Origin of the sequence: Prevotella sp. C561, from assembly GCF_000224595.1 — a bacterium.
Classification (GTDB): domain Bacteria; phylum Bacteroidota; class Bacteroidia; order Bacteroidales; family Bacteroidaceae; genus Prevotella; species Prevotella jejuni.
In genome coordinates this window covers 98,321-123,977 of sequence record NZ_JH114147.1, presented here as the reverse complement: position 1 = coordinate 123,977, position 25,657 = coordinate 98,321, and the positions used below count along the sequence as shown (strand labels likewise).

Below are 25,657 nucleotides of genomic sequence, written 5' to 3'. Positions count from 1 at the left end.
TTTTTCTTCATGAAAATAAATATTTCCACTCATGAAAATAAATGTTTCTTGTCATGAAAATATTTCACTTCTGATAATGAAGAATCACAAAGAATACACATTTTTACTCCCCAAACTGTACCCGTTTAGCAGCTTGTTTGCCGTTATTTCCACCGAAGACAACAAATGAAACAAATCATTATGGAGCTTATAACGACGCTTATTGGAAATGAAGAATAAGCGGGAGGTTATATCTGCAAGCCACAGGTTTACCATTGTGCATAGCAGGTTTCCAGCCTGTCAACAGTTGAAGAGCTGCTGCAATAGCACGATTTAACTCGATGTTATTAACCGTTAGAAAGGTGATATCTTTCAATGAACCATCCGAATTGACAATAAAAGAGACGAAAGTTTTAGTCACAGGAGTCGTTTCGGGAGTAATACTCGTATAGGAAAGACTCTGCCCAATAGCGGCCGCTACATTCCCTTGAAACTGTGGTAAGACTTCAGGGAACACCGAGTCAGTAGGTAAAGTAGTATATACAGCCTCCATAGGAAGATTTGTATTGCCTTCAGTTGATACTTTTTGCTTCATCCATCGCTTAAAGTCTTTAGAGAAAAGTACGTCAACCATGTCATCAGTCACGTCTGAATAAACCCCTCCACTCTTGTCTACACCGAGGTCGAAGCGTATGTTTTGTCCTTCCAAAGCAAACTGTTTAGGAAGGTGATCCCAGTCTATAGAGTCTGCTGTATGCGTGTTCGCCATATAATCTAATAGTTCACAGAACTGATTACGAATGTTAGCATCCTGCCACATACGTGTCTGATTGAACACATCCTTCTGTGTTAACACCTTCTTATTAATAAGGTCAAAGGTGAAATAAGAATACTTTTGCGTAATAACACTTGTCTCGTTACGCTCCTCCAGACGGGCAAGGAAAGACACATACCGTCCCTGTTCTAACCATAGACAGCGCAAACCCATATCATAATAACGCCTTTCTGTCCCCGTATCGTCCTTTATCGCATGCACTTCTTTACCTTGTAAGGACTCAAACTGCTTCCATCCAGCATCGTAACTATCTGATGCCTGCCCAAAAAAGAAGGCCGTAAGATATTGCTGTAACTCGGTCAGCACAGAACCACCCAAGCCTTTTGGCCATTCCAAATCCTTAGAGACAATCGTCAGCTTATTGCCTTTCTCGTACAGATGGCGCGACGAATCATAGAGCATAGCATCCTTAGATGCAATTGTTCCTGCCGTCTGTCCGTAGGCCACAAGGCTTACAAACAGTGACAGGAACAAAGTATAAAGTCGGTTAATCATAATTTCATAAATGTTGTCTGCCGTCTCTTACTTGTCTTAACACCCTTTGGCGTAAAAGAGTCGTTGAGTTCCATCACACCAGAAAAGCTGATAGACTCCTTTCCACTGGGGTTGACGATAAGTGAGACAGTAGCATTGTCGAATACTTCAAGAACTATCTGATAACTCTCAAAATCATTACGTGTTGTCATGAAGATACGCCGTCCGTCCTTCATCGGTTCTTCCTTATAACTCGTTAGAGGTTCAACAAGACTCAAGCCTCCGCCTCGTCCGTAAGGAATTTGATAGACTCTACCGAAGTAAGGGAGGAAGAGACCGACAGAGTCACCGCTCACCTCCATCCCCCAATCATACTGTAAATAGACTGCAGGACCTCGCATTGGATACATACGATCGACGAAGATGCGATAACGATGCTCTCCTAAGTGAGCCTTCACAGCAGCGGTTCGCAACTGATTCATCTTCTCCTTTGGTACAGGATTACCTTCGGAATCATAATAGGTAGTAGCACAACCTGCAATAAGGACCGCTACAAAAAGAAATAAAAATAACCTTTTCATTGTCTACCTCTCTTTCTTTTAAGTCGTTATAAATCCACTCTCCTTTGTTCAAGAAGATCCAGAACATGTTTACAAGACGATATATAGAACATAAAAAAATGAATGTATGAACCTTAAAGACTTTTTTTTCAAATCTAAAAGTCGCCAGACTATTCTATCTTCTCTATCCTTGGCGCATCCATCTTCTCAATAGATGGAGCTGTCTGCTTGGCAGGGAGGTCAGAAGAAGGAGCTATGTCTGGTGCAGGAGCAGCAATAGGAGCATCATGATGGGTTGCTTGTTCCTTCTCAGATGAGGCCTTGCCTTTATCATCTTTATCGTTCTTATCTTTCTCAGCATCAGCTGTCTTATCCTCATCGGTCGTTTCCTTTTCCTTTGAAGGCTTCATGTCTGGCCAAAGATAATTACCGACAATATCAATCGTGTCCCTATCTGCGTTACGTTGTTGTACCTCTTCCTGCTCTTCTTCAGTCATGGGAGCATCGTCGGCAGCCACGATGAAATTATAAACTAACCCTAAGACCAAGAGGACAACCAGCCCACAAAGGACTTTAAAGGTCAACGACTTTCTAAATTTATGCTGTTTATTCTGATTTGACATAGCCTTATTACTTTTCTTTTCTAAGGAGTTCTCTATTTAAGTTCACGGAGAAATGCAATCGGTACATTCTCCTTCTATCTTTTGCAAAGATAAACATTAAAAAGGAGAATGTACCGAAAGATTACTAAAAAATATGCTTTTTGCAGCAGTATTTAGGGGATAAAAGTGTTCTGAAACAGGATTTCTTTATCAGAAAAGGAGACTGTTCTTCATGACAAAACAGCCACAACACTGTTCCCTACAGCTGCCTTTCATCTACTGAGAACACGTGAATAGCGATAGATTCACAGTCGTTAAGCATCGCCGTCGTCTATTCCTTAATACGGATAAGAGCATTGGCAATGATAGCAGTAAGGCCACCTGTCGTGATACCACTTGAGAAGATTGTCTTAATCATAGCGGGCATCTTATCAAGTATATTAGGTACTAACTCTACGCTCAGACCCATAGCAAAACTAATAGCCATGACCAACACTGCTTTACGAGTAATCTCTGTTGAAGCAATAATACGAATACCTGCAGCGGCAACAGTACCGAACATCAACAAGGTAGCACCTCCTAAAACAGGAGCAGGGATAAGTGAGAACACCCTACCAACCACAGGGAAGAGTCCTAAGAGTACTAATGCACCTGCTATGAAATAGCCCACATAACGGCTGGCAACGCCCGTAAGCTGTATCATACCATTGTTTTGAGCAAAGATAGAGTTAGGGAAACTATTGAAGACAGCGGCCAATAAGGAGTTGAAACCATCTGCCAACACTCCACCCTGTGCTCTCTTCAAGAAGACAGGACCCTCAACAGGCTCGCCAGAGATAAGCGAGTTGGCTGTAATATCGCCATAAGCTTCAACTGCCGTTACAAGGTAAATGAGCCCAAGACCAATGACTGCACCCCAATCAAGCCTAAACCCATATTTAAAAATGGTTGGAATAATAATCCCACCACTACCTTTAAGCGTTGAGAAATCTATCATCTTGAGTGCATAAGCAGCCACACAACCTATCAGTAAGCCCAATACTATGGACGCCATACGTAGGAATCTGTTGCTTGAACGATTGAAGAATATAATGCTAACCAGTACCAACAAGGCCAGACCAAGGTAGCGCATAGAACCGAATGTATGGTTATCTATGGCCGTCTGACCACCTCCACAGGAGCTGATACCAGCCTTAATAAGACACATACCGATAAGGGTAACGACAATACCTGACACCAATGGCGTGATTATCTTACGTGTATAAGGTAGGAGACGACTCACAACCATCTCTACAACTGAAGCTACGAGACAGGCACTGAAGATGTAACTGAGTCCCAACTCGACGTTCATCTTATGATTAACCATACCCAGCATACCTGCTCCTATGATTGGACTGATAAAAGAGAAGGACGTTCCTTGAATACAAAGGAGGCCAGCACCAATCGGACCAAACCTACGACACTGAATTAAAGTAGCCAAGCCTGACACGAAGAGAGACATTGACACGAGGTAACCAGTGGTCGCCAAGTCGAATTTCAACGCCGAACTGATGATGAGAGGAGGTGTGATAATGGCTACGAAGATGGCTAACAGGTGCTGCAAAGCAGCAAAGACGGTTTCACGAAGCGGTGGACGATCATTCAGACCATAGATAAGTTCCTTTGACTTTTCCATTCTTTTCTATTATTAAATACTATAACTGAAGGTAAGATACCATACTTTTATAAAACGAAGATAGCAACTTTGGCTCTACCAAAGTTTATCTTTACACTAACTGAGTATATATGCAGGAGTCACTTAAAAGACGTTTCTATAATTCCAAAAGACACTCCCTCAAGACGAAGACCACTATATAAATAGACGAAGACTACATTATATAATAAGAAAGGTGGGCACACAAGCCCACCTTATTTATACTTCTTTCATTTTAATCTCACAGTTATCAAGTGACTCGATGATAGCTAAGCTCTCACAACGAACGCCTTCCGCCTCAATCACCTCACGCCCATGTTGGAATGCTTTCTCTATGATGAAGCCCATACCAACCAGTTCTGCGCCAGCCTGCTTACAAAGGTCTATAATCCCTTTTGCCGCATTACCGTATGCTAAGAAGTCGTCTACGAACAACACCTTATCACCTTTACCAAGGTACTCCTTGGAGATTACGACATGATACTCCCTTTGTTTCGTAAACGAAAAGACCGTTGTTGAAAGCATGTCACCCATCGTTGAGGGTTTCTTCTTCTTCGCAAAGACCACTGGAAGGTCAAGGAGAAAACCCATCATAATGGCTGGTGCGATTCCACTCGCCTCTATTGTGATAATCTTATTGATTTCTGTTGATGCATAGCGGCGGATGAACTCCACGCAAATCTGCTTCATCAAATTAGGGTCCATCTGGTGATTAATAAACTTATCTACCTTCAAGATACCATTTGGGAAACACTTTCCATCCTTTAGGATACGGTCACGTAATGCTTTCATTGTGCAATTAATCGTTTTTCTACTTCGATAATTAATTGCCTACAAAAGTAGTAAAAATCTCAAATATAACATACATAAACGATGCTTTTTTCTATGTCTTACTTGCATAAAAGCTGATAATTATCGTTTTACCCACGCTCTTCAAAAAAGTTTTATTACTTTTGCACTCGTTTTGCCGGTAAGGGTCTTTTACCCTTCCGACCTTTTATTTAATTATAAAATATGTACAAACCAAAAAATCAAAAGCGCAGTGTTCTGAAGTTCAAACGCTTCTCTAATCACGGCTACTCGCTCTTTGCCGTTCTTGGCAAGGAGGTTTTGATTGGTGTACTGAGTGTCGCTACCTTACAGAACGCTACAGCCAAGGGCATTAGCGTTAAGACTGAGAAGGCAGAGACAGACTCAACATTCGCCAACCGAGGTGTCTTGATGCAGGAAGTGAACGTGACAGGAACACGAGCACCACTGACAGTAAGTCAGCAGGCGAGAATGGTAACTGTACTAAGTCGTGAGGATATCCAAGCGGCACCAGTACAAAGTGTAAACGATTTGTTGAAGTATGCCGTCGGTGTTGACGTCCGACAGAAGGGTCCAATAGGTGCTTTAACCGACGTAAGTATCCGTGGTGGCAACTCAGAACAAATCACTATCCTCCTTAATGGTATTAATATCTGTGACGCACAGACGGGACATAACTCCTTTGACTTCCCTGTAGACATCAGTGAAATCGAACGAATAGAAGTCCTTGAGGGCCCAGCAGCCCGCGTTTATGGTACATCTTCTTTATTAGGTGCTATAAACATCGTAACCAGAACTCCACAAAAAACCAGTCTCTCTGCCCATGTTGAAGGTGGTTCCTACGGCTATCTCAGTGCTGGCATACGTGGTAATATTGCGTCAAAAGACCACTGGAACAATCAGCTATCAGCCTCTTACACACGCAGTGATGGCTATCTTCGTAACAAGGCGGACAGCCTCAACGCCGACTACCGCACTGCAAAGGCCTTTTATCAAGGTAATTATATAGATGAAGACATGGTCGTACGCTGGCATGCCGGTATGAGTCTGAAAGACTTTGGGTCAAATACTTTCTATTCAGCAAAGTACGATGACCAGTTTGAACACACTTTCAAGACCTTCACAGCCATTCAAGCAGAGAACCTACGGGGCCGCTTCCATATCCGTCCTTCTATCTATTGGAACCGCAATATGGACCGTTTCGAACTCTTCCGAGGTGCTGCCAACAAGTATCCATTCAACTATCATCGCACTGATATATATGGTGTTAACCTCAATGCTTACTTTGATTGGAACCTTGGACGTACTGCCTTCGCTGCAGAACTACGCAATGAAGACCTCGTAAGTGGTAACCTTGGCGAACCTCTCTCTCGTCCAAAGCATATCCACGGGACTGACAGAGACTACACCGTAGGGCTGAATCGCACGAATATTCAGTTTGTTCTTGAGCATAATATCATCCTTGACCGCTTCACGCTGTCGGCTGGTTTGACAGCTGTCAAGAACAGTCAAGCAGACATGCCTATGCATGTTTACCCAGGCGTTGACGCAAGTTATCGCATTGGAGACGCTTGGAAGTTATACGCTTCCTACAATTCATCACTCCGCATGCCGTCTTTCACCGAGCTATTCTACTCTGTTGGCGGACATAAAGCCGACAAGCATCTCCGTCCGGAAGAACTTTCTGCATTCGAGGCAGGTGTGAAATACGACAACAAAGGTGTCACTGCTAAGGCAAGCCTTTACTGGAACAATCACAAGAACCTTATCGACTGGATTAGTGATGGGACATTAGATGCCAACGGAGCAGTGCTATGGAAGAGTGTAAATTTCGGTAAGATAAAGCATTTCGGAACCGAGGCTTCACTCGACTTCGACCTCTATCAGCTTCTTCCTTCCCAAAAGTTCTTTAAGAAGTTTGGCGTGGCTTATAGCTACATCCACCAGAAGAAGGTTGATAATCAAGGTTATGTAAGTAAGTATGCGTTGGAATATCTGAAGAACAAGTTTGTCAGCAATCTTCAGTTGAACCTCTGGCGCAACCTTGATCTTGGTTTCTACTATCGCTTCCAACACCGAATGGGAAACTATATCGACACTAACAACCAGCTACAAAGGTATAAGAGCTATGGAGTTGTGGACAGTCGAATGAGTTGGAAAGCCTCAACATGGACAGCATACATCGAAGCCAACAATCTATTTGGGGCTCATTACGTTGACTATGGGAACGTTCCACAGCCAGGCGCATGGGTCGTTGCAGGTGTAAGTCTGAACCTTTAGCGAATTATTTTCATGAAAAAAATATTTTTCTTCACGACAATAAATATTTTTTTCATGAAGAAAAATAATTATCATCACGAAGAATAATTCATTACCTTCGTGATGATACTTTTATTTATAACGGTATGTCGTCATCGTAAAGACTTTCTTTTTACAGACTGACAACACTCATCAACACTCTATCTTACGTTTACTGCGATACCACGACGTAGCATATCATCCGCCAGCGGACGAACTCGTGTGAGGAACTCCTTATAACTTCTTCGTTCAGGAACACTCCATCCTGCTTCAGCCAAAGCGGCTGCACGTGGGAAAGCTTGATAGTAAATACGCTCCGTGGAGTTGATACATTCGCTCCAAAGCGTACCACTCACACCGAGCAGATTGTCACGTACAAACACGCTATCCTGCCCCCATGCTGGGTCAAGACGATAGGTCTGCTCGAGCGTAGTGACCGGCATTCCCCAGTTTTTCTCAGGCATATCGCCTCGTTGCTGTGGATAGTCAAGGTAACAGTGCTCGCCCGGGCAGAGCATAATCTTAGCCTTATTGCGTACTGCAGTATCAATGGCTGTCTTCGTCAAGCCATGTCGCCATGCATAGACCACACAGCCCGGCTGAATCGTCTTAAACTCCTGTTCATACCAATACATCGGTGTCTTACCCAACGACTGCAGCTTATTTATCACACGATCAAATAGGTATTGTTGCAACTGCCAGTTCTCTGTGTATCCTTCTTTCTGCTTCAATGCCTTACAAGCAGCACAATCTAACCATGCACCCAAAGGCGGCTGACCAGCCTCATCACCCCCCAGATGGACGTATGGAGCAGGGAAGACATCGGCTAACTCAGTCAGAACATTATCGAGAAACTCATAGACAAATGGCTCTGCAGGGCAAAGCAACTCATTGCTCACACCACAAGTCAAGCGGATAGGAACAGGCTTCTTTGCACAAGAGAGTTGTGGGAAACAGTGGACAGCAGCCACTTCGTGACCAGGAAGTTCAATCTCTGGTATCACCATGACATGATACATCGATGCAAAACGAACAAGCTCTCGCATCTGGTCTTGGGTATAATAGCCACGAATACGCTCTGGCATATCATCCATACCGACACGGTCGGAGGCCTTCTCTATAAGCTCTGGGTATTTCTTTATCTCTATTCTCCATCCTTGATCGTCAACAAGATGAAGGTGGAGAGCATTGAACTTATAGCGTGCCATCTCTACGATAAATCCCTTCAGGTCATTGAATGGAATGAAATGGCGCACTGGGTCGACCATTAACTCACGGATTGCCGTACGGGGTTGGTCGACTATATAGAGTGATGGGAGCTGTACCGAACGGGCTGAAACACCATTGCCTATACAGAGTTGTTCGAGTGTCATCAGTCCATAGAATACCGCAGCAGGTGTGCGTCCTTTAATCGTTATACCCTTATCGGTCACCTGTAAGGTGTAAGCCTCATCATTGGTAAGCGACTTGTCAAGCGCAAGGCGCACCATCGGACCAGCTTTACGACTCTTCTTATAGACTGTTCGTTCACCAAGGATACGTTCTGCTTGCATCTTTTCATTACTCAGTTCCTGTGGAGCCTCTACCCCTGCAACATCTTTCCATTGAAGAGCAAGCTTGGATTTATATACCTCCAACTTCAGTGGACGGGGTACGAGGAGATGCTCTGGGTCGCATACATTCTTCGTTTCGTGATGGCCGAAGAAGTTACGCCAGCCCGATGCGTTACGATAAGCCTTCTTTGCTTGCGTCGGTACTATCAATTTCACACGACTAAGGTCAATACCATCGAAAGCATTGTCAGCACAAACAGGAGGAATGACAGCTGAGAGTCGTACCTCACGCAATCCTCTACAATTAGCGAAAGCAAAGGCCCCTATACGCGTAGTGCCACCGAAGTTCAATCCAGTCAATTGACGACAACCATTAAAGGCCGAGGCCTCTACGACACGTGTAGTTGCGGGGAAAGAGAGTTCACCACCTATTCCGTCGCAAGCAAAGAACGCTTGACTACCGATAGAATCAAGTTTTGTAGGGAGAATGAGAGAAATAAGTCGATGACAAGAGTGCATTGCGTTGCGTGGTATCACCGTACAATTCGTTTTCGAAAGGTCAAGTACTGTCTCGTTTACCTTCACATCTCGTAAGGTTCTAAAGTTCTGTGCATTGGCCATCTGACCTAACAACAGGCAAGCGAAGAGTATTGACACACCCTTACTTGCAACTCTTCTCCAAGAGAGGAGACTATTAAGTCTGTTCCTTTTATTAATAAACTGCAGAGGAGTCTGCCATAGATTTGACCATGAGATTACGCTCATTGTAGCCATTTTCTTGTTTGATTTAATTACGTAATACAATAGATTTTGGTTTTATCATCCCAATAGAGGAGACAAAGATACAAATAAGATTTGAGATAAAAACATTTTCCTTTAACATAACATATAATTCAACAAACTATTATAAACATTGCGAGATATTGAAGAAATTTATTATCTTTGCCCTACTCTTTACTCAAAGAAGTAGGGAAACGGTCTGTAATAGCCGTCAAATATAACCACTACTATTACTTGAAACAGTATAGAAACAAATATAACTAAAAACATAAAAGACATGGAAAAGACGTCTGAAAATCCTCAGCAGATAGAAACACAGGACAATAAGAATGACAAGAACAAAGCAACACCTGCCTATACACAACAACAGTTAGAGGCTAACACGCAGATTAAAGGGTTTCTCGCCATCTATCTCCTTACGGCTATCATTGGTGTTGTCTATAGCTTATTTCTTGGTTTGAAAGCCTATAATATATTAGGAGAAGACCTATCGAGCAATATTGCAATCGCAAATATATTTACCATCCTTACGCTTTGCTACACAGGAGTCTACACCATTTATGCCTTCATCAAACGCAAGGCTAATGCCGTGTTCTATGCTAAAGCCTATGCAGGACTGATGCTCTTTGCTAATATACTGATACTCATCACCTCCCTTACAGAAGGGCACTTGACGGCTGACTGCCTGGTTTATCTCGGTGGTCTCTGCCTCGGAATCATCTGGATGGGCTATTTGTTTGTCTCAACCAAGGTGAAAGAGCTTGTTCACTCAGCCTGTCGTAATGTGCCACAAATGAACCGAGCAGTCATAATAGGCCTGTTCACCACATCAGTCGTGCTATTCCTCTTAGGAACACCAGATTTAGTAATGAACTTTACCACCAAAGCTAAGCAGAAAAAAGAGATGCTTAGCAGGAAGCTACAGCCTAACCAACGTACCAATGGAGTGTTTATCTTTACAATTCCAAAAGGTTTCACCTGTAATAGACAACAGCCTAAAGAAAAGTTACCTATCGAGCCTTTGTTCGAATTACACAATAAATACGTTGGTGGTACGGGCCTAACTGCATTCTATTTATCTGATGAATATACTGAAAAAGTTTATTGGAGTTGGGAAAAGGGAATACTCAAAAGTTTCGATGACGTTTCTCCTCAACTGATTGCAGAGGGTGAGGAGAAGATTAATGGTAATACTTGTACATACCGTATCAGGAAGATTGAGAAAAAAGGAGAAACTATCTTCTGGCGTTACTGCATCCTTATTGATAAGAAGAAAGAGAAGGGTTGTATCATATCTGCCTTCGACAATGGTGTATCTGTCGGTTATATCACCGAACTTATCAAATCTATAAAATTCGAATAAACACCCTTCTGTCTAAGGTAAGAGGTGAGGACAGTGGGAAGGTAACCCCTACTTTCCCTCCTTTACATTATAGCGTAACACGCTGACAACCTGTCCCTATACGAACGCAACAGAACTTTTTGAAGGGTTATAAACCATCCTTACGATTTGTGCTAAGCCCCCGCACCGTACATGTTCAGCCTCCGCAACATGCGTGCTGGGGCTTTGTGCGATGAAAAAGAACTGAAAGGAATGATTATAGTGATGGTCTCAACGTATAGAGGGATGTACCCTCTCTTTAATAATCGTTATCCTACTGTATTTCAGGAGAAGCATGATAAGTTAAGAGTCTACCCAAGCCACAGATACATTCTATGGTTAGTCAACATCCAGCTCTCGACTTAGTCCTCAATAGAGAACGCCACCTACAATAGATAAACAGGATAAGAAAGAAATAAGTACACCTCTTTTAACAAAAAAAGGGACTGATAAACAGCCCCTTTGTAACAATGTTCTATGGTCGGGATGACCAGACTCGAACTGGCGACCACTGGTCCCCCAGACCAGCATTCTAAACCTACTGAACTACATCCCGTACCTTTTAAGCAGTGCAAAATTAGTTACTTTCCACCATATTAGCAAACTTTTGGACTTCTTTTTCTCTATTCCCAAGTTTATTTTGTACTTTTGTCGTAGTATAAATCTGCACTAAATACACATGCAATACATCGTAAGTTGCCCCGAACATATTGATACTTCTATCATGCTTCCAGCATCAAAAAGTATCAGTAATCGTGCCCTTATTATCCAAGCACTCACAAAGGGAGGAATGATGCCTGAGAACTTATCTGATTGTGATGACACTGAGGTTATCATCCGTGGACTTGGTAAACAATCGGAAATCATAGACATCAAGGCGGCAGGAACGGCTATGCGCTTTATGACAGCTTACCTTAGTGCAACGGAAGGAGAACACACGATTACAGGAACGGAGCGTATGAAACACCGTCCAATTGGTATTCTTGTGGATGCACTGCGCTATTTAGGGGCAGAGATTGAGTATGTTGGTGAAGAAAGCTACCCTCCCCTCCGTATTAGAGGTAGGCAACTTGAAGGGGGAACATTGCTGATAGCGGGTGATGTTAGCTCACAGTATATCTCTGCTCTACTGATGATTGCACCTATTCTGACGAAAGGATTGGAACTAAAACTAACGGGTAACATTATCTCTCGACCCTATATAGACCTCACATTGCACCTTATGCATGAGTTTGGTGTAGCTGCCGAATGGTCTGACTTTGATACGATTAGAGTGAAGCCACAGTCCTATCAGCAACGAGCCTATACGATTGAAAGTGACTGGAGTGCTGCAAGTTATTGGTATGAGATACTTGCACTGACAGATGACACCCAGTCAAAGGTAGCTTTACAAGGGCTGAAAGATGGGTCAAGACAAGGCGACTCAACGGTAAGATACATCTTCTCACTACTCGGAATAAAGACGAGTTTTAAGGAGAAAGGCGTTAACGGAATGCCTGAAGCACTCTTAACCCGCCATTCACGTATGTTGAATAGAATGGACTATGACTTTACCAATCAACCAGACTTGGCTCAAACGCTCATTGCCGTATGTCCTGTATTAGGAATACCATTCCATTTTACAGGCTTAGGAACCTTGAAGATAAAGGAGACCGACCGTATTGAAGCCATGAAAAGAGAAATGGAAAAGTTGGGATATATCCTCCATGAGGAAGAGGGGACGGCATTATCATGGACTGGCGAGCGCTGTGAACCCATGACACAGCCAACCATTGACACCTACGAAGACCATCGCATGGCTATGTCGTTTGCCCCATTGGCTATCAAGTTAGGCGAGATACGCATCAACAACCCAGAGGTTGTGTCTAAATCTTACCCTCATTACTGGGCCGATTTACGCAAAGCAGGATTCAAGATACAGCAAGTAGATTAAGCAACTTCTATCAGACTGTATCAAAGAAGCTAAAGAAAGCAAAGGAAGTAAAGAATGAGTATATTTCTTATTGGCATAGGAGCTCTATTTATATTAGCGATTATTGCAGCAATAGCGACAAAGTTCACTAAAAGAAAAGCAGGTGAACCTGATGTTATTATGCCCACCTCTGGCGACTGTTCATCCTGTGATGGGACAGATGACAAATGTGAACAAGTATGTATGATGGAGGCCGCAACAAAAGACATAGAGTATTATGACGATGAAGAACTTGACCGTTTTCGTGGTAGACCATCTAACCAATACACTGATGCGGAGGTGGAAGAGTTTGCTACCGTACTCTATACTATGCAGCCCCATGAGGTGAAAGGCTGGAATAGAAGCCTTATCCTTCGAGAAATCAATCTACCAGATCAAATCAAGGATGAGGTGATAACAATGATAGAAGGTTAAGTTCGTTATCTGTACCTATCGTAGTTTGAAGGCACTTACAATAGTACTGAACATCAAAGGAAACGTGAAGAAAAGAGTAATAAGACATATCATCCCCTCTTTGTTGGCATTCTGCGTACTAACAATTATCAGTTGCTCAACAAAGAATAACACTGCGCAAACGCGTTGGTGGCATGCCTTCAATACCCGTTATAACGTTTATTATAACGGTGCACAAGCCTATATTGACGGTTCGTTGGAGAAGGAGAAGGGGAATAAAGATAACTTCACAGAGCTCATCCCACTCTATACTGTCGGTAACAAGAATCGTCGTGACTTAGGAAAGAGCAACTTTGACAGAGCTATAGAAAAGGCTGAAAAGGCTATTGCAAAGCATAGTATTAAGAAAAGACCAGAATGGACTAAGAGCAGACGGAAGACTGAGAAAGACATAGAATGGCTATCGCGTCGTGAGTATAATCCCTTCTTATGGAAGGCATGGATGCTCATGGGGCGTTCACAGTTCCATAAAGGTGCCTTTGAGGAAGCGGCTGCCACCTTTGCTTATATGAGTCGTATCTACAAAGGACAACCTGCAATCTATGGCAAAGCAAGGGCTTGGTTAGCTAAGTGTTATATAGAACAAGACTGGCTCTATGACGCTGAGGATATCATTCGGAATATGCAACGCGACTCTTTGGATTGGCGAGCTGTGAAGGAGTGGGACTATACCTATTGTGATTACTACCTCCATTCGGGTGAGTTGGAAAAGGCTGTTCCCTATCTCCAAAAGGTTATCAAGCATGAAATGCGTAAGAAGCAGAAGGCTCGTGAGTTGTATTTACTCGGACAGCTGTTGGCCTCACTCGGTAGAAATGAGGATGCCTACAAAGCCTTCCAACGTGTTATTCGCACCAATCCTCCCTACGAATTAGAGTTCAATGCACGCATTGCTCAAACCGAGGTGACCGCTAAGGGACAGACGAAAAAGATGATTAGTAAACTCAAGCAGATGGCTGCTTCGGATAATAACAAGGAGTATCTTGACCAGGTGTATTATGCTATGGGCAACATACATCTTGCTGCTCAAGACACCCTTGCGGCCATTAATGCTTACGAGCAAGGTAATAAGAAGGCTACAAGAAACGGTATTGAGAAAGGCGTACTACAACTCCACCTCGGTGATCTCTACTGGGCTAAAGAGCGCTTCGGAGATGCTAAACGTTGCTATGACGAGGCTATCGGACTGCTTGACAAGGACCGAAAAGACTATGAACAACTCTCTGAACGCTCAAAGATATTGGATGAGTTAGCACCTTATACGGATGCTGTACAACTTCAAGACTCCCTTCAACATCTTGCTAAATGCTCTGAACAAGAACGGAATGCAGCCATTGACCGTGTCATCACAGCCCTCAAGAAGAAAGAGAAAGAGGAACGAGCACTACAAACAACACAGGACAATGGACAGCAACAAGACGTGTATGGCAACTTTGGGAACAATAACCTTGGAACACCTAAGCGTGTAAACAATAGACAACAACAAGGAAATACGTGGTATTTCTATAACCCTACGGCTGTTCAACAAGGTAAGATAACCTTCCAACAACTATGGGGTAAACGCGAGAACATTGATAACTGGCAACGTAGTAACCAAAGCGTTGTGGGGAGAATAGGTAGTACTAACATGCCTACTGACCTCACAGATCAACAAAGAGACTCTATCATGCGCGCTGAGGCACGCCAGGACTCTATCAATCAAACGACCGACTCGCTCAAAAACGACCCCCATAAACGTGAATACTATCTATCACAGATACCTTTCACTACGGAACAGTTGGAAGCAAGTAACAAGATATTAGAAGACGGACTACATCATTCTGGTGTTATCTTTAAGGACAGACTCGACAACCTTCGATTAGCCGAAAAGGCCTTAAGGCGTGTGAGTGACAACTATCCCGACTATGATCAAATGGATGATGTGTACTATCATCTATACTTACTCTACATGCGCAAGAACGAACCACAGCTTGCTGAGAACTATGTTACACGTCTAAGTCAGAAGTTCCCAAAGAGTAAGTGGACCACGCTCCTTACTGATCCTTACTATAAACAAAACCTTCGTTTCGGTGTACAGATAGAAGACTCCCTCTATGCGGCTACCTATGACGCCTTCAAACAAGGCCGATATAGTGAGGTAGCAGGTAATACTCGCATCTCTGAATCACGCTTCCCTATGGGTGCCAACAGGGATAAGTTCCTCTTCATTGGAGGCTTAGGTAAGCTAAACAATGGCGACCCTACGGGCTGTGTCAACGACATGAAGGAGGTTGTGAAGAAGTATCCAAGCAGTCGTATCAGCGAGATGGCGGGTATGATAGTCAATGGTGTACAAGCTGGGAAGAAGCTACGTGGAGGCAAGTTCGACCTTGACGACATCTGGAACTATCGTGCAAACGTAATGAACGATAACGATAGCATACAACAAGCTAAGTTCTCTTCTGAACGTGACATAGACTTTAAGTTCCTGTTAGTGTACCACCCTGACTCACTGAAAGAGAACAAGTTGCTATTTGAATTGGCACGTTTCAACTTCACAAACTTCCTTGTTCGTAACTTTGAGATAGAGGTAGAAGACCTCAATGGACTACATCAGATGCAGGTATCGGGCTTCCGCAGCTTCGATGAGGCTTATCAGTATGCACGTCAATTGTTTGCTTCCAAGCTCGTTGTACAACAGATGGGTAAGTCGACTAAGGGGATTATCATCAGTGATAAAAACCTTAAACTAATAGGTACTACTTATAGTTATAAGGACTATGAGACGTTCTATGCAAAGCATTTTGCACCATTAGTCGTGACGCAAAGATACTTACTCAGTGAGCCAGCTGAGGTTACAACACCACGTGAACGCGACCTACAACAGGAGATTGAACAGAAGCATGCAAATGACCCTGACCTCTATCCAGACACACAGGACGTACCTGTTGACAACACGATGACTATCCCAATGGAGGAGGCAAAGCCTACGAAGACGGAACAGAAGGTGAATGAACAGAATAACAACACCTTTGAAGTTCCCGTAGAGGAGAAGAAGTCGGCTGTAGAAGAGAAGAGGGAAACAACGAAACAGAAGCCCGTTGTTGAGGAGAAGAAGCCTCTACCAGAGGAGAAGAAGCCTGTCTTAGACGACAACAGTACTTACTTTATCCCTGACGAGGAACCTGTAAAGGACGTTACTCCTAAGACACCAGCCAAGACTACGAGTTCAACGACTCCTGTGAAGCCTGTCATCCCGACAAAAGAGACAGCTCCCGTCACTCCGAGCAAGCAGTCTACTCCTGTCATGCCTACCAAGCCAACGACTCCAGTAGCACCTGCAAAGACAACAAAACCAGTGGCTAAGGACAAGCAGACTAAGCCTACCGTAACGAAGACGCAACAGCCTTCTACGCAGAAGCCGCAGACCACTCCTGTGCAGAAGAAGAAGATTTCAGATGACGGTCCGATTATCTACTTCGGCGATGACGTACCTCAACAAAACAAGACAAATAATAAGAATAATAAAAAGAACCAGCCCGTCCAGAACGATATCGAAGATGAATACTACGATTTGGAGGGCTTCTAAGGAAAGGAGATAACAGCTATGAGCAATGGATTGTTACTTTGGGTAGATGATGAAATAGAGTTGCTGAAGGCGCACATCATCTTCCTTGAGAAGAAAGGATACGAAGTGGTGACGGTTAGCAATGGTGCTGACGCCATCGACCAATGCCAAACACAGACCTTCGACCTCGTTCTTTTGGACGAGCAGATGCCGGGTTTGTCTGGTTTGGAGACTTTACAACGAATTAAGGAAATTCAACCTGCCACCCCTATCGTCATGGTTACGAAGAGTGAGGAGGAGGATATTATGAACCAAGCGATAGGTGCTAAGATAGCAGATTACCTTATCAAGCCTGTTAACCCTAATCAGATACTCCTTACACTGAAAAAGAATGTTCATCAGAAGGAGATTGTCACAGAGGTGACTCAAAGTGGTTACCAGCAGAACTATCAGCAGATAGCTATGCAGATAGCCGACTGTCGCACATTCGACGACTGGAAGGACGTGTATAGAAAACTTGTTCATTGGGAACTGGAGTTGAGCAGTGCGGATAGTAACATGACTGAGATGCTGAAGATGCAGAAGGAGGAAGCCAACAACGGCTTTGCTAAGTACATCGCTAAAAACTATCTTGACTGGGTTGCCCCACAGGACAATAAACTAAGTAACAGCTTCTCTAAGCTGACAGGACATAAGAAGAAACCATCCAACAACAACGATAGTCGTCCGCTGCTCAGTACTGACATCTTCAAAAGTAAAGTTTTCCCACTCATAGACAAAGGTGAGAAAGTATTCCTCATCGTCATCGACAACTTCCGACTCGACCAGTGGCGTATTCTCTCAAAGGAGATTGGTGACATGTTTGATATCGATGAAGACCTCTACATGAGTATTCTCCCAACGGCCACACAGTATGCCCGCAACGCCATCTTTAGCGGTCTTATGCCGAAGCAGATAGCTACGATGTTCCCTGATCTATGGGTAGATGAGGACGAGGAAGAGGGTAAGAACCTTAACGAGGAACCGCTTATACAAACACAGATAGACCGTTATCGCCGTCACGACAAGTTCTCTTATCATAAGATTAACGACTCTACTGGTGCCGACAAGTTCATGCAGCAGTATAATAACCTTGCACAGAACGATCTCAATGTACTTGTAGTAAACTTCGTCGACATGCTTTCTCACGCTCGTACAGAGATGAGAATGATACGTGAATTGGCAAGTAACGAGAGCGCATATCGCTCTATTACGCTTAGCTGGTTCCAACACAGCGTGTTAGCAGACGTATTCAAAGAGTTGGCACAGTCGGACTATAAGGTCATTATCACGACCGATCACGGGTCTATCCGCACCACCAATCCAGTAAAGATTATCGGTGATCGTAATACGAATACCAATCTGCGTTATAAGTTGGGGAAGAGCCTCAACTACGATGCACGGCAAGTATTCGCTATCAAGAATCCTCATCTTGCACAGCTCCCTGCGCCAAATCTCAGCACAAGCTACGTCTTTGCTACTGGCGACTCGTTCTTTGCTTATCCGAACAACTATAACTACTACGTCTCTTACTATAAGGATACATTCCAGCATGGAGGCATCTCTATGGAAGAGATGATTGTCCCACTGGTAACATTAAGTCCGAGGAAGCGGTAAGAGGGACCTCCCCCAGCCCTCCGAAGGAGGGGCGAGTCCCCTAAAATACACTTAAGACTGGGACAGAGGATATGTCTTATTAAAGACAAGCATACTGAATAGCATAAACATCGGTTGTATCGTAATTGTTCGCACATCGCAGTCTATAAGGATCACTGAAACCTATAGCTCAATCCAAAAGAACGAACGACTCACAACCAACTATCACATAAACAAAGTAAAAACAAAGCAATATGGAAATTACAATCAAAAGTCTCGACACCATCCATGAGGCTGCAAAAGAATTTGTCAAGGAGATGGGCGAAGGTAAAGTATTTGCTTTCTACGGAAAGATGGGAGCTGGTAAAACAACTTTCATCAAGGCTCTTTGTGAGGTCTTGGGCGTAGAAGATGTCATTACCTCCCCTACTTTCGCTATCATCAATGAATATACTGATGGTAAGGGCGACCCAATCTACCACTTTGATTTCTATCGCATCAAGAAGTTAGAAGAGGTGTATGACATGGGATATGAGGACTACTTCTATAGTGGTAACCTCTGTCTGCTTGAATGGCCAGAGCTTATTGAGGACATCCTACCAGAGAATGTCATCAAGGTTACGATTGAAGAGCAGCCTGATGGGACTCGTAAGCTGTCTTGCTAACGAAAGATAGCAGGTGAGAAAGAACCTTACAAGGGCATGAGATGTCTTTCCTTTCTTCGTGATTGATAGCTTCAAATGCGGAGAAAAGGAAGATATCTTGACGTATTGACGTCGAACGGTGATGCTATGCTCCACAAGACAGCTCATAGAAATCACAGAGATAATCCCCTTGGAAATGCTCGCAGAAGTCGAAAGGAGCTTTCTTGCCCACCAACAACACAGATAGAAAGAGGTCTATTTGTACACATGTAGAGCCTGAGAAGGCGTTTCATCCGACAGATACCACAGCGTTCGTCTACTATAGTTGGTCGCTATGCCCTGTGAAGTCGTGTACCAGAACAAGCCTCTCGGAGCTCTCCTTGTAGACAAGAGATTGTCTGGTTCCATGAGAAAATAGCACTGAGACACTACTACAAGGAGACTGACAAAGAGTGAGAAAACGCTAAACTTGCAGGCATATATTGTCAAGATATTTCAGAGATCACACTCCCCTCTATTCGGAAAGAGGCTGAGCTTGATAGAAGAAGACGCCCTTCAACGTTCGAGAACATGCCCTTCTTGATGCAAGAAGACGCCTCTCTTGGAGCAAGAAAGGCGTCTTCTTCGGTATAGCTTGTAACCTACTGACCAGCTGTATGTTATAAACTAAGTTTTAGGAAACATTCTTCTCCCATCTTGAGAATGTTTGGATTGATGCTGTATAAGGATTTTTTACCACATTACAGGCAATCTCGACATGAAGAGATATGCCTCATTTCATGTCCTATCAAGCTGCAATTAAGAGAGAGAAGATAACAAAAAAGGACAAATCAAAGCGATTTGTCCTTTATTGTTTTGTATATAATAGGGTGTTATCTCTTATTCTGATTTAGTGTCATCGTCCTCCGTAAAGTCAACATACTCGCCCTCGCTGTCTGGTATCACTTGTTTATGGCGTTCCTCTATAGGCCGATTATCGATGATAGTATTCTCTGTTGAGTTTGCTTCCTGCTGTTGGTAGTCGTAAGGATTGAACTGCCGACGCACACGAGTCACCTGCTTATAGAACCTGTAAGCCAACCATAAGATGAAGACCAAGAAGGCTATAAAGAGGAAAAAAGCAAACTTGAAAAGGAAAGCAAAAAATGTCATATCTTTGAAGTTATGCCCCTACTTTTGTGTAGAAGACTGTTGTACGATAGCTGATAATATCACATACCATGCGACGATGATAGCGAATGCCGAGATACCGAAGATGGCCACCAATGGACAACAGGTTATCAAAAAGATATACTTCACCTCATTACCCTTAAAGCCCCAGTGCTTGAACTTCAAAGCAAACATTGGTATCTCTGATACAAGCAGCCATGAACTGATAAAAATACCCGCTATGATAAAGTATAATACCCATGAATGGTTTTCTAACCTATCCCCTACTCCAACAATGAGTGACCCCCAGAAGAGTGCGTTGGCAGGTGTTGGCAATCCGATAAAACCTAAGGCTTGACGCTCGTCAAGATTGAACTTTGCAAGACGCAATGCCGAGAAAGCAGCCATGATAAAGGCTCCGTAAGGCAGATAGTCACGCAGTGGCTCAAGGAAAACAGGATAGGACATCACATGCAACATCGAGAAGATGATAGTAGATGGTGCCAAACCAAAGGTGATAACATCTGCTAAAGAGTCTAACTCCTTGCCGATTGGCGAACTAACATTAAGTAAACGAGCCACCATACCATCAAAGAAATCAAACACTGCTCCTATGATAATAAACAGCAAAGCCATCTCTATGCTGTTACCAAAGGCAAGGCCAGTAGCAATACAACCTGAAATAAGATTGCAACAGGTGATGCTGTTAGGAATATGTTTCTTCATCTTTACTTATTATTAGGCTTCAACTTAGCAATAACCGTTTGGTCGCCTGTTGTCGCCTGACCCATCTTTACACATACCTCAGAGCCTACAGGCAGGAAGATATCAACACGACTACCCAACTTAATAAAGCCGAGATGCTCATCAATATAACAATCCTCACCAGGCTTAGCGTAGGTCACGATACGACGTGCCATCGCTCCTGCAATCTGACGACAGAGTACATCTGTGCCATCAGGAGTTGTGATAATAGTGTCAGCGTGCTCGTTCTCCTCACTTGCCTTAGGTAGCCAAGCTTTGTGATAATTACCATCAAAGTGCTGTACGGACTTTACCACTCCGTCAACAGGGAACCAATTGGCATGCACATTCCACAGACTCATGAAGATGGATATCATCAATCGGCGATCATGGAAGTATTCATTCTCGTCTACTTCTTCAATGACAACGATATGTCCATCGGCTGGAGCCACGACAATACCATCTGTCTCCTCACTACCAAAGTATCGGATAGGACACCGATAGAAGTTTAGTACTATACCATAGACGGTACCGAAGACTACTGCAAATATCCAAAATGGTATCTTAGTTGGAACTGCAAACCAGAGAATCAAGGCGATCAGGACAAGAGCGATGCCTCCGTAGAGTAGCGTATTAGTCCCTTCGTGATGGATTCTAATCTTTTTGAGTTTCTTTTTTATTTTTCCCATGGTCGATAAACGACGTATTTGTTTTGTTGCAAAGGTACTTCTTTTTTGTCATTTCCACAAATTTTCACTCTCAATCTTTTGTTATGTCGCCTTTTCATAGTAACTTTACAGCTCAAAAACGCATAAGTTCAATGGAAGATTTCGTACATTTACACGTCCACACCAACTATTCTATTCTTGATGGTCAGTCGAAGGTCACACGTCTTGTTGATAAGGCTATTGCTGACGGAATGAGGGGTATGGCGATTACTGATCACGGTGTGATGTTTGGCATAAAAGAGTTTGCTGACTATTGTGCTAAGGTCAATAAAGGTAGGAAAGAGAAGGGGGAAGAGCCTTTCAAACCGATTTTTGGATGTGAGATGTACGTAGCCCGTCGTACTATGCACGATAAGGATAAGAGCATGCATGATAATTCTGGCTACCACCTTATCGTATTAGCGAAGAATTATACAGGTTATAAGAACCTTATCAAACTGGTATCCAATGCGTGGGTGGATGGTTATTACTATCGCCCTCGTACGGACCGTGAGCAGCTTGAGAAGTATCATGAAGGGTTGATTGTATGTACAGCTTGTATTGCAGGTGAGGTACCTAACAAGATTATTCATGATGATATCGAGGGTGCAAGAGAGGCTTGTGAGTGGTATCATCGTGTGTTTGGAGATGATTACTACCTTGAGCTACAGCGTCATGAAGTAAAAGATCCAACCTTGATGGCTAACCGTGAGGCTTATCCTCTACAGCAGAAAGCCAACAAGGTGCTCATGAAGTTTGCACAAGAATATGGTATAAAGTTAATATGTACCAACGACTGTCACTTTGAAGACAAAGAGACTGCCGAGGCTCATGACCATCTACTCTGCCTTTCAACGAATGAGGATTTAGACGATCCAAAGCGTATGCGCTACTCTAAACAAGAGTGGTTTAAGACGAAGGCGGAGATGAATGAGGTCTTCTCTGATGTCCCTGAAGCAATGGCGAATACGTTGGAGATTCTTGACAAGGTAGAGACGTATAGTATTAATCACGGTCCTATCATGCCGTTCTTCCCTATCCCAGAGGACTTTGGAACCGAAGAAGAGTGGAGAAAGAAGTTCACTGAAGAAGACTTATACAAGGAGTTTACCACCGACGAGAACGGTGAGAACCCACTAACAAAGGAAGAAGGACAGAAGGTTATCGACCGTTTAGGCGGCTATGAGAAGATATATCGCATTAAGTTCGAGGCCGACTATTTAGCTAAGTTAGCCTATGATGGTGCAAAGAAGCTATATGGCGATCCTCTATCAGATGAGGTTAAGAACCATATCCGATTTGAGTTACACGTGATGAAAACCATGGGTTTCCCTGGTTATTTCCTTATTGTGCAAGACTTCATCAATGCTGCACGACAAGAGTTAGACGTGATGGTGGGTCCTGGTCGTGGCTCTGCTGCAGGCTCCGTAGTGGCTTATTGCTTGGGAATAACACAGATTGACCCGTTGAAATACGACCTTCTGTTTGAGCGTTTCCTCAATCCTGACCGTGTCAACCTACCTGATATTGATACTGACTTTGATGATGATGGGCGCGGACGTGTGCTGCAGTGGGTAATGGACAAGTATGGACACGAGAACTGTGCACATATCATTACCTACTCTACCATGGCTACAAAGAACTCTATCAAGGATGTGGCACGTGTAGAGAAACTACCGTTAGATATGTCTAACGCTCTTTGTAAGGCTATTCCAGAGCGCTTACCTGATGGTATGAAGATGAACTTAACGAATGCTATCAAGTGTACCCCAGAGTTGCAAGATGCTGAGGTTAGCGAAGACATAAGGGAGCGCAACACCATTAAATATGCCAAGATGTTGGAAGGAACAGTGCGTGGAACAGGTATCCATGCCTGTGGTTTCATTATATGTCGTAATCCTATTGATGAGTGGGTACCAATCTCTACGGCAACAGACCCAGACTTTCCAGAGAAGAAAGTACCTGTAACACAATATGACGGTCACGTAATTGAGTCTACAGGACTTATCAAGATGGACTTCCTCGGACTGAAGACTCTCTCCGAGTTAAAGGAGGCTTGCAAGGTTGTTAAGCAGACAACTGGCGACGTGATAGACCTTGAGAAGATTCCTATTGACGATGAATTAACCTACCAACTCTACCAACGTGGACAGACCGTTGGTACTTTCCAGTTTGAGTCGGCAGGTATGCAGAAGTACCTCCGTGAGCTTCATCCAACCGTATTCGAGGACCTCATCGCCATGAATGCGCTCTATCGTCCGGGGCCAATGGACTATATCCCAGACTTTATCAAGCGTAAGCACGACCCATCACTGGTGAAGTATGATATCCCATGTATGGAGAAGTACCTCAAAGACACCTACGGTATCACTGTCTATCAAGAGCAAGTAATGCTCTTGAGTCGCCAGTTAGCCAACTTTACACGTGGTGAGAGTGATGCTCTTCGTAAGGCGATGGGTAAGAAGATGAAGGCTATCGTCGACAAGATGAAGCCTAAATTCATCAAGCAAGGACAGGAGAATGGCCACGACCCACAGATACTTGAGAAGATATGGAGCGACTGGGAAAAGTTTGCCAGCTATGCTTTCAATAAGTCACATGCCACTTGTTACTCATGGGTAGCTTATCAGACAGCCTATATGAAGGCGCATTATCCAGCCGAATATATGGCTGCGTTGATGACACGTCGCTTCAGTCAGATTACCGAAATCACCAAGTTAATGGAGGAGTGTAAGGCATTGAAGATTGCAACCCTTGGTCCTGATGTCAACGAGAGTCGGATTGGCTTTGGTGTAAACAAGCATGGAGAGATTCGCTTCGGACTATCTGCTATCAAGGGAATGGGTGCAAGTGCTGCAGAGAGTATAGTACGTGAACGTGAGAAGAACGGCCCTTACAAGGATATATACGACTTTGCAGAACGTGTCGACTTCAGTAATGTCAACCGCAAAGCATTTGAGAGTTTAGCCTATAGTGGGGGCTTCGATAGCTTCGGATTGCAGCGAGAACAATACTTTGCTATTACTGGGAAAGGTGATTCCTTCTTAGACACCATCGTCCGTTATGGGCAGCTTTTCCAAGCAGAAAAGGCCCAACAACAGAACTCTCTCTTTGCTGGTATGGATGCTATTGATGTAGTACATCCTGTCGCACCAAAGGCTGAGAAGTGGCCAGTCATTGAGAAATTGAATAAGGAACGAGAGTTGGTTGGTATCTATCTATCGGCCCATCCCCTCGATGAATACAGTGTTGTACTGAACAATATGTGTAACACTCACTGTTCTAAGATAGGTCGCAATGCTGACATGACACAATTGGCAAAAGCTGACGAAGTGACATTCGGCGGTATTGTCACATCCGTTAACGAACGCTTCTCACAAAAGACAGGAAAGCCATTTGGCTTTGTCACGATAGAAGACTTTGGTGGAACGGGTGAGTTAGCACTGTTTGGTGACGACTGGGCACGATGGAACAACCTCTTGAAGATGAACTATACCGTTTATATCACAGCCAAGTGCCAACCTCGTTATCGCAACAATCCAGAACTGTTAGAGCTGAAGGTGCAGAAGATTGAGCAACTCTATGACGTGAAAGAGAACCGTTTAGAACGTCTCACCATCTCTATGGATGCGACAGCATTAGACGAAGCCTTTGTTAAAGAACTATCAACAGTCATCGAGCAACATACAGGTAACACACAACTCTACATACAGTTGCGAACGCCTGACAGCACAGTACTTATGCTAAAGAGCAAGAAAGGCGGTGTTAACGTCGACCGTAAGCTGATAGACTTTATCTCATCTAATGAGAAGATGGAGTTCCATATCAACTAAACCGAAAG

17 protein-coding genes and 1 tRNA gene are annotated in these 25,657 nt (G+C 43.6%); 8 read left to right on the top strand and 10 right to left on the bottom strand.

The window, feature by feature from the left end; all coding sequences use genetic code 11:
* Positions 1-199: 199 nt before the first annotated feature.
* The 5 genes from HMPREF0666_RS10230 to xpt all read right to left on the bottom strand — a co-directional run bounded on the left by HMPREF0666_RS10230 (position 200) and on the right by xpt (position 4,935).
* The gene (locus HMPREF0666_RS10230) at positions 200-1,309 is read right to left on the bottom strand and encodes an energy transducer TonB (protein ID WP_009012301.1); all 1,110 of its coding nucleotides are present in this window, start codon (positions 1,307-1,309) and stop codon (positions 200-202) included.
* Positions 1,306-1,869, bottom strand: a complete 564-nt coding sequence (locus HMPREF0666_RS10225) for a DUF4251 domain-containing protein (protein ID WP_009012300.1) — start codon at positions 1,867-1,869, stop codon at positions 1,306-1,308. Before HMPREF0666_RS10225 ends, HMPREF0666_RS10230 begins: the two co-directional genes overlap by 4 nt.
* Before the next feature lie 149 nt (positions 1,870-2,018).
* Positions 2,019-2,471, bottom strand: coding sequence for a hypothetical protein (locus tag HMPREF0666_RS10220; RefSeq protein WP_009012299.1), 453 nt, complete (start codon positions 2,469-2,471; stop codon positions 2,019-2,021).
* 310 nt (positions 2,472-2,781) lie between these two features.
* Positions 2,782-4,125 (bottom strand): nucleobase:cation symporter-2 family protein, encoded by a 1,344-nt coding sequence (locus HMPREF0666_RS10215; protein WP_009012298.1) that lies wholly within the window; start codon positions 4,123-4,125, stop codon positions 2,782-2,784.
* A gap of 237 nt (positions 4,126-4,362) precedes the next feature.
* Positions 4,363-4,935: a xanthine phosphoribosyltransferase gene (xpt, locus tag HMPREF0666_RS10210; RefSeq protein ID WP_009012297.1), complete on the bottom strand. Its 573-nt coding sequence runs from the start codon at positions 4,933-4,935 to the stop codon at positions 4,363-4,365.
* 222 nt (positions 4,936-5,157) lie between these two features.
* On the opposite strand from xpt, the gene HMPREF0666_RS10205 reads away from it, so the two are divergent.
* Complete coding sequence (locus tag HMPREF0666_RS10205; protein ID WP_009012296.1) at positions 5,158-7,233, top strand: TonB-dependent siderophore receptor; 2,076 nt, start codon at positions 5,158-5,160, stop codon at positions 7,231-7,233.
* 179 nt (positions 7,234-7,412) lie between these two features.
* Here HMPREF0666_RS10205 and HMPREF0666_RS10200 read toward each other — a convergent pair whose 3' ends face one another.
* Positions 7,413-9,578 carry a family 20 glycosylhydrolase gene (locus tag HMPREF0666_RS10200; RefSeq protein ID WP_009012295.1) on the bottom strand — a complete coding sequence of 722 codons (2,166 nt, stop codon included), beginning with the start codon at positions 9,576-9,578 and terminating at the stop codon, positions 7,413-7,415.
* A gap of 283 nt (positions 9,579-9,861) precedes the next feature.
* Here HMPREF0666_RS10200 and HMPREF0666_RS10195 point away from each other — a divergent pair, with 283 nt between their 5' ends.
* A complete protein-coding gene (locus HMPREF0666_RS10195; RefSeq protein ID WP_009012294.1) occupies positions 9,862-10,947 on the top strand; it encodes a hypothetical protein in 1,086 nt (361 codons plus the stop codon).
* 496 nt (positions 10,948-11,443) lie between these two features.
* Here the strand turns inward: HMPREF0666_RS10195 and HMPREF0666_RS10190 are convergent.
* Positions 11,444-11,521: transfer RNA gene (locus HMPREF0666_RS10190), tRNA-Pro, on the bottom strand.
* A gap of 123 nt (positions 11,522-11,644) precedes the next feature.
* On the opposite strand from HMPREF0666_RS10190, the gene aroA reads away from it, so the two are divergent.
* The 5 genes from aroA to tsaE all read left to right on the top strand — a co-directional run bounded on the left by aroA (position 11,645) and on the right by tsaE (position 19,237).
* Positions 11,645-12,898 (top strand): 3-phosphoshikimate 1-carboxyvinyltransferase, encoded by a 1,254-nt coding sequence (gene aroA / locus HMPREF0666_RS10185; RefSeq protein ID WP_009012292.1) that lies wholly within the window; start codon positions 11,645-11,647, stop codon positions 12,896-12,898.
* Positions 12,899-12,952: 54 nt separating this feature from the next.
* Entirely contained in the window at positions 12,953-13,351 is a 399-nt protein-coding gene (locus tag HMPREF0666_RS10180) for a hypothetical protein (RefSeq protein ID WP_009012291.1), read from the top strand.
* A gap of 64 nt (positions 13,352-13,415) precedes the next feature.
* Positions 13,416-16,958 (top strand): tetratricopeptide repeat protein, encoded by a 3,543-nt coding sequence (locus HMPREF0666_RS10175; protein ID WP_042856284.1) that lies wholly within the window; start codon positions 13,416-13,418, stop codon positions 16,956-16,958.
* Positions 16,959-16,976: 18 nt separating this feature from the next.
* On the top strand, positions 16,977-18,593 hold the full coding sequence (locus tag HMPREF0666_RS10170) for a bifunctional response regulator/alkaline phosphatase family protein (protein WP_009012289.1): 1,617 nt from the start codon (positions 16,977-16,979) through the stop codon (positions 18,591-18,593).
* 233 nt (positions 18,594-18,826) lie between these two features.
* Positions 18,827-19,237, top strand: coding sequence for a tRNA (adenosine(37)-N6)-threonylcarbamoyltransferase complex ATPase subunit type 1 TsaE (tsaE, locus tag HMPREF0666_RS10165; protein WP_009012288.1), 411 nt, complete (start codon positions 18,827-18,829; stop codon positions 19,235-19,237).
* Between the two features lie 858 nt (positions 19,238-20,095).
* On the opposite strand, the gene HMPREF0666_RS10160 is transcribed toward tsaE, so the two are convergent.
* From HMPREF0666_RS10160 to HMPREF0666_RS10150, 3 genes are read right to left on the bottom strand one after another with little or no spacing between them, the layout of a single operon-like run.
* Complete coding sequence (locus HMPREF0666_RS10160; protein ID WP_009012287.1) at positions 20,096-20,368, bottom strand: hypothetical protein; 273 nt, start codon at positions 20,366-20,368, stop codon at positions 20,096-20,098.
* A gap of 18 nt (positions 20,369-20,386) precedes the next feature.
* Positions 20,387-21,091: a CDP-diacylglycerol--serine O-phosphatidyltransferase gene (gene pssA / locus HMPREF0666_RS10155; protein WP_009012286.1), complete on the bottom strand. Its 705-nt coding sequence runs from the start codon at positions 21,089-21,091 to the stop codon at positions 20,387-20,389.
* A 2-nt stretch (positions 21,092-21,093) separates the two neighbouring features.
* Positions 21,094-21,798: a phosphatidylserine decarboxylase family protein gene (locus HMPREF0666_RS10150; RefSeq protein ID WP_009012285.1), complete on the bottom strand. Its 705-nt coding sequence runs from the start codon at positions 21,796-21,798 to the stop codon at positions 21,094-21,096.
* 131 nt (positions 21,799-21,929) lie between these two features.
* Between HMPREF0666_RS10150 and dnaE the strand changes: the two genes are divergently transcribed.
* Positions 21,930-25,649, top strand: coding sequence for a DNA polymerase III subunit alpha (dnaE, locus tag HMPREF0666_RS10145; protein WP_009012284.1), 3,720 nt, complete (start codon positions 21,930-21,932; stop codon positions 25,647-25,649).
* The last annotated feature ends 8 nt before the right edge of the window (positions 25,650-25,657 follow it).

What these genes read in the sequence shown, in the direction of transcription:
- HMPREF0666_RS10195 (WP_009012294.1), top strand. Translation starts at nt 9,862, where the DNA reads ATGGAAAAGACGTCTGAAAATCCTCAGCAGATAGAAACACAGGACAAT.
- HMPREF0666_RS10220 (WP_009012299.1), bottom strand. Translation starts at nt 2,471, where the DNA reads ATGTCAAATCAGAATAAACAGCATAAATTTAGAAAGTCGTTGACCTTT.
- HMPREF0666_RS10150 (WP_009012285.1), bottom strand. Translation starts at nt 21,798, where the DNA reads ATGGGAAAAATAAAAAAGAAACTCAAAAAGATTAGAATCCATCACGAA.
- HMPREF0666_RS10170 (WP_009012289.1), top strand. Translation starts at nt 16,977, where the DNA reads ATGAGCAATGGATTGTTACTTTGGGTAGATGATGAAATAGAGTTGCTG.
- tsaE (WP_009012288.1), top strand. Translation starts at nt 18,827, where the DNA reads ATGGAAATTACAATCAAAAGTCTCGACACCATCCATGAGGCTGCAAAA.
- HMPREF0666_RS10230 (WP_009012301.1), bottom strand. Translation starts at nt 1,309, where the DNA reads ATGATTAACCGACTTTATACTTTGTTCCTGTCACTGTTTGTAAGCCTT.
- pssA (WP_009012286.1), bottom strand. Translation starts at nt 21,091, where the DNA reads ATGAAGAAACATATTCCTAACAGCATCACCTGTTGCAATCTTATTTCA.
- HMPREF0666_RS10160 (WP_009012287.1), bottom strand. Translation starts at nt 20,368, where the DNA reads ATGACATTTTTTGCTTTCCTTTTCAAGTTTGCTTTTTTCCTCTTTATA.
- xpt (WP_009012297.1), bottom strand. Translation starts at nt 4,935, where the DNA reads ATGAAAGCATTACGTGACCGTATCCTAAAGGATGGAAAGTGTTTCCCA.
- HMPREF0666_RS10180 (WP_009012291.1), top strand. Translation starts at nt 12,953, where the DNA reads ATGAGTATATTTCTTATTGGCATAGGAGCTCTATTTATATTAGCGATT.
- HMPREF0666_RS10205 (WP_009012296.1), top strand. Translation starts at nt 5,158, where the DNA reads ATGTACAAACCAAAAAATCAAAAGCGCAGTGTTCTGAAGTTCAAACGC.
- dnaE (WP_009012284.1), top strand. Translation starts at nt 21,930, where the DNA reads ATGGAAGATTTCGTACATTTACACGTCCACACCAACTATTCTATTCTT.
- HMPREF0666_RS10200 (WP_009012295.1), bottom strand. Translation starts at nt 9,578, where the DNA reads ATGGCTACAATGAGCGTAATCTCATGGTCAAATCTATGGCAGACTCCT.
- HMPREF0666_RS10225 (WP_009012300.1), bottom strand. Translation starts at nt 1,869, where the DNA reads ATGAAAAGGTTATTTTTATTTCTTTTTGTAGCGGTCCTTATTGCAGGT.
- aroA (WP_009012292.1), top strand. Translation starts at nt 11,645, where the DNA reads ATGCAATACATCGTAAGTTGCCCCGAACATATTGATACTTCTATCATG.
- HMPREF0666_RS10215 (WP_009012298.1), bottom strand. Translation starts at nt 4,125, where the DNA reads ATGGAAAAGTCAAAGGAACTTATCTATGGTCTGAATGATCGTCCACCG.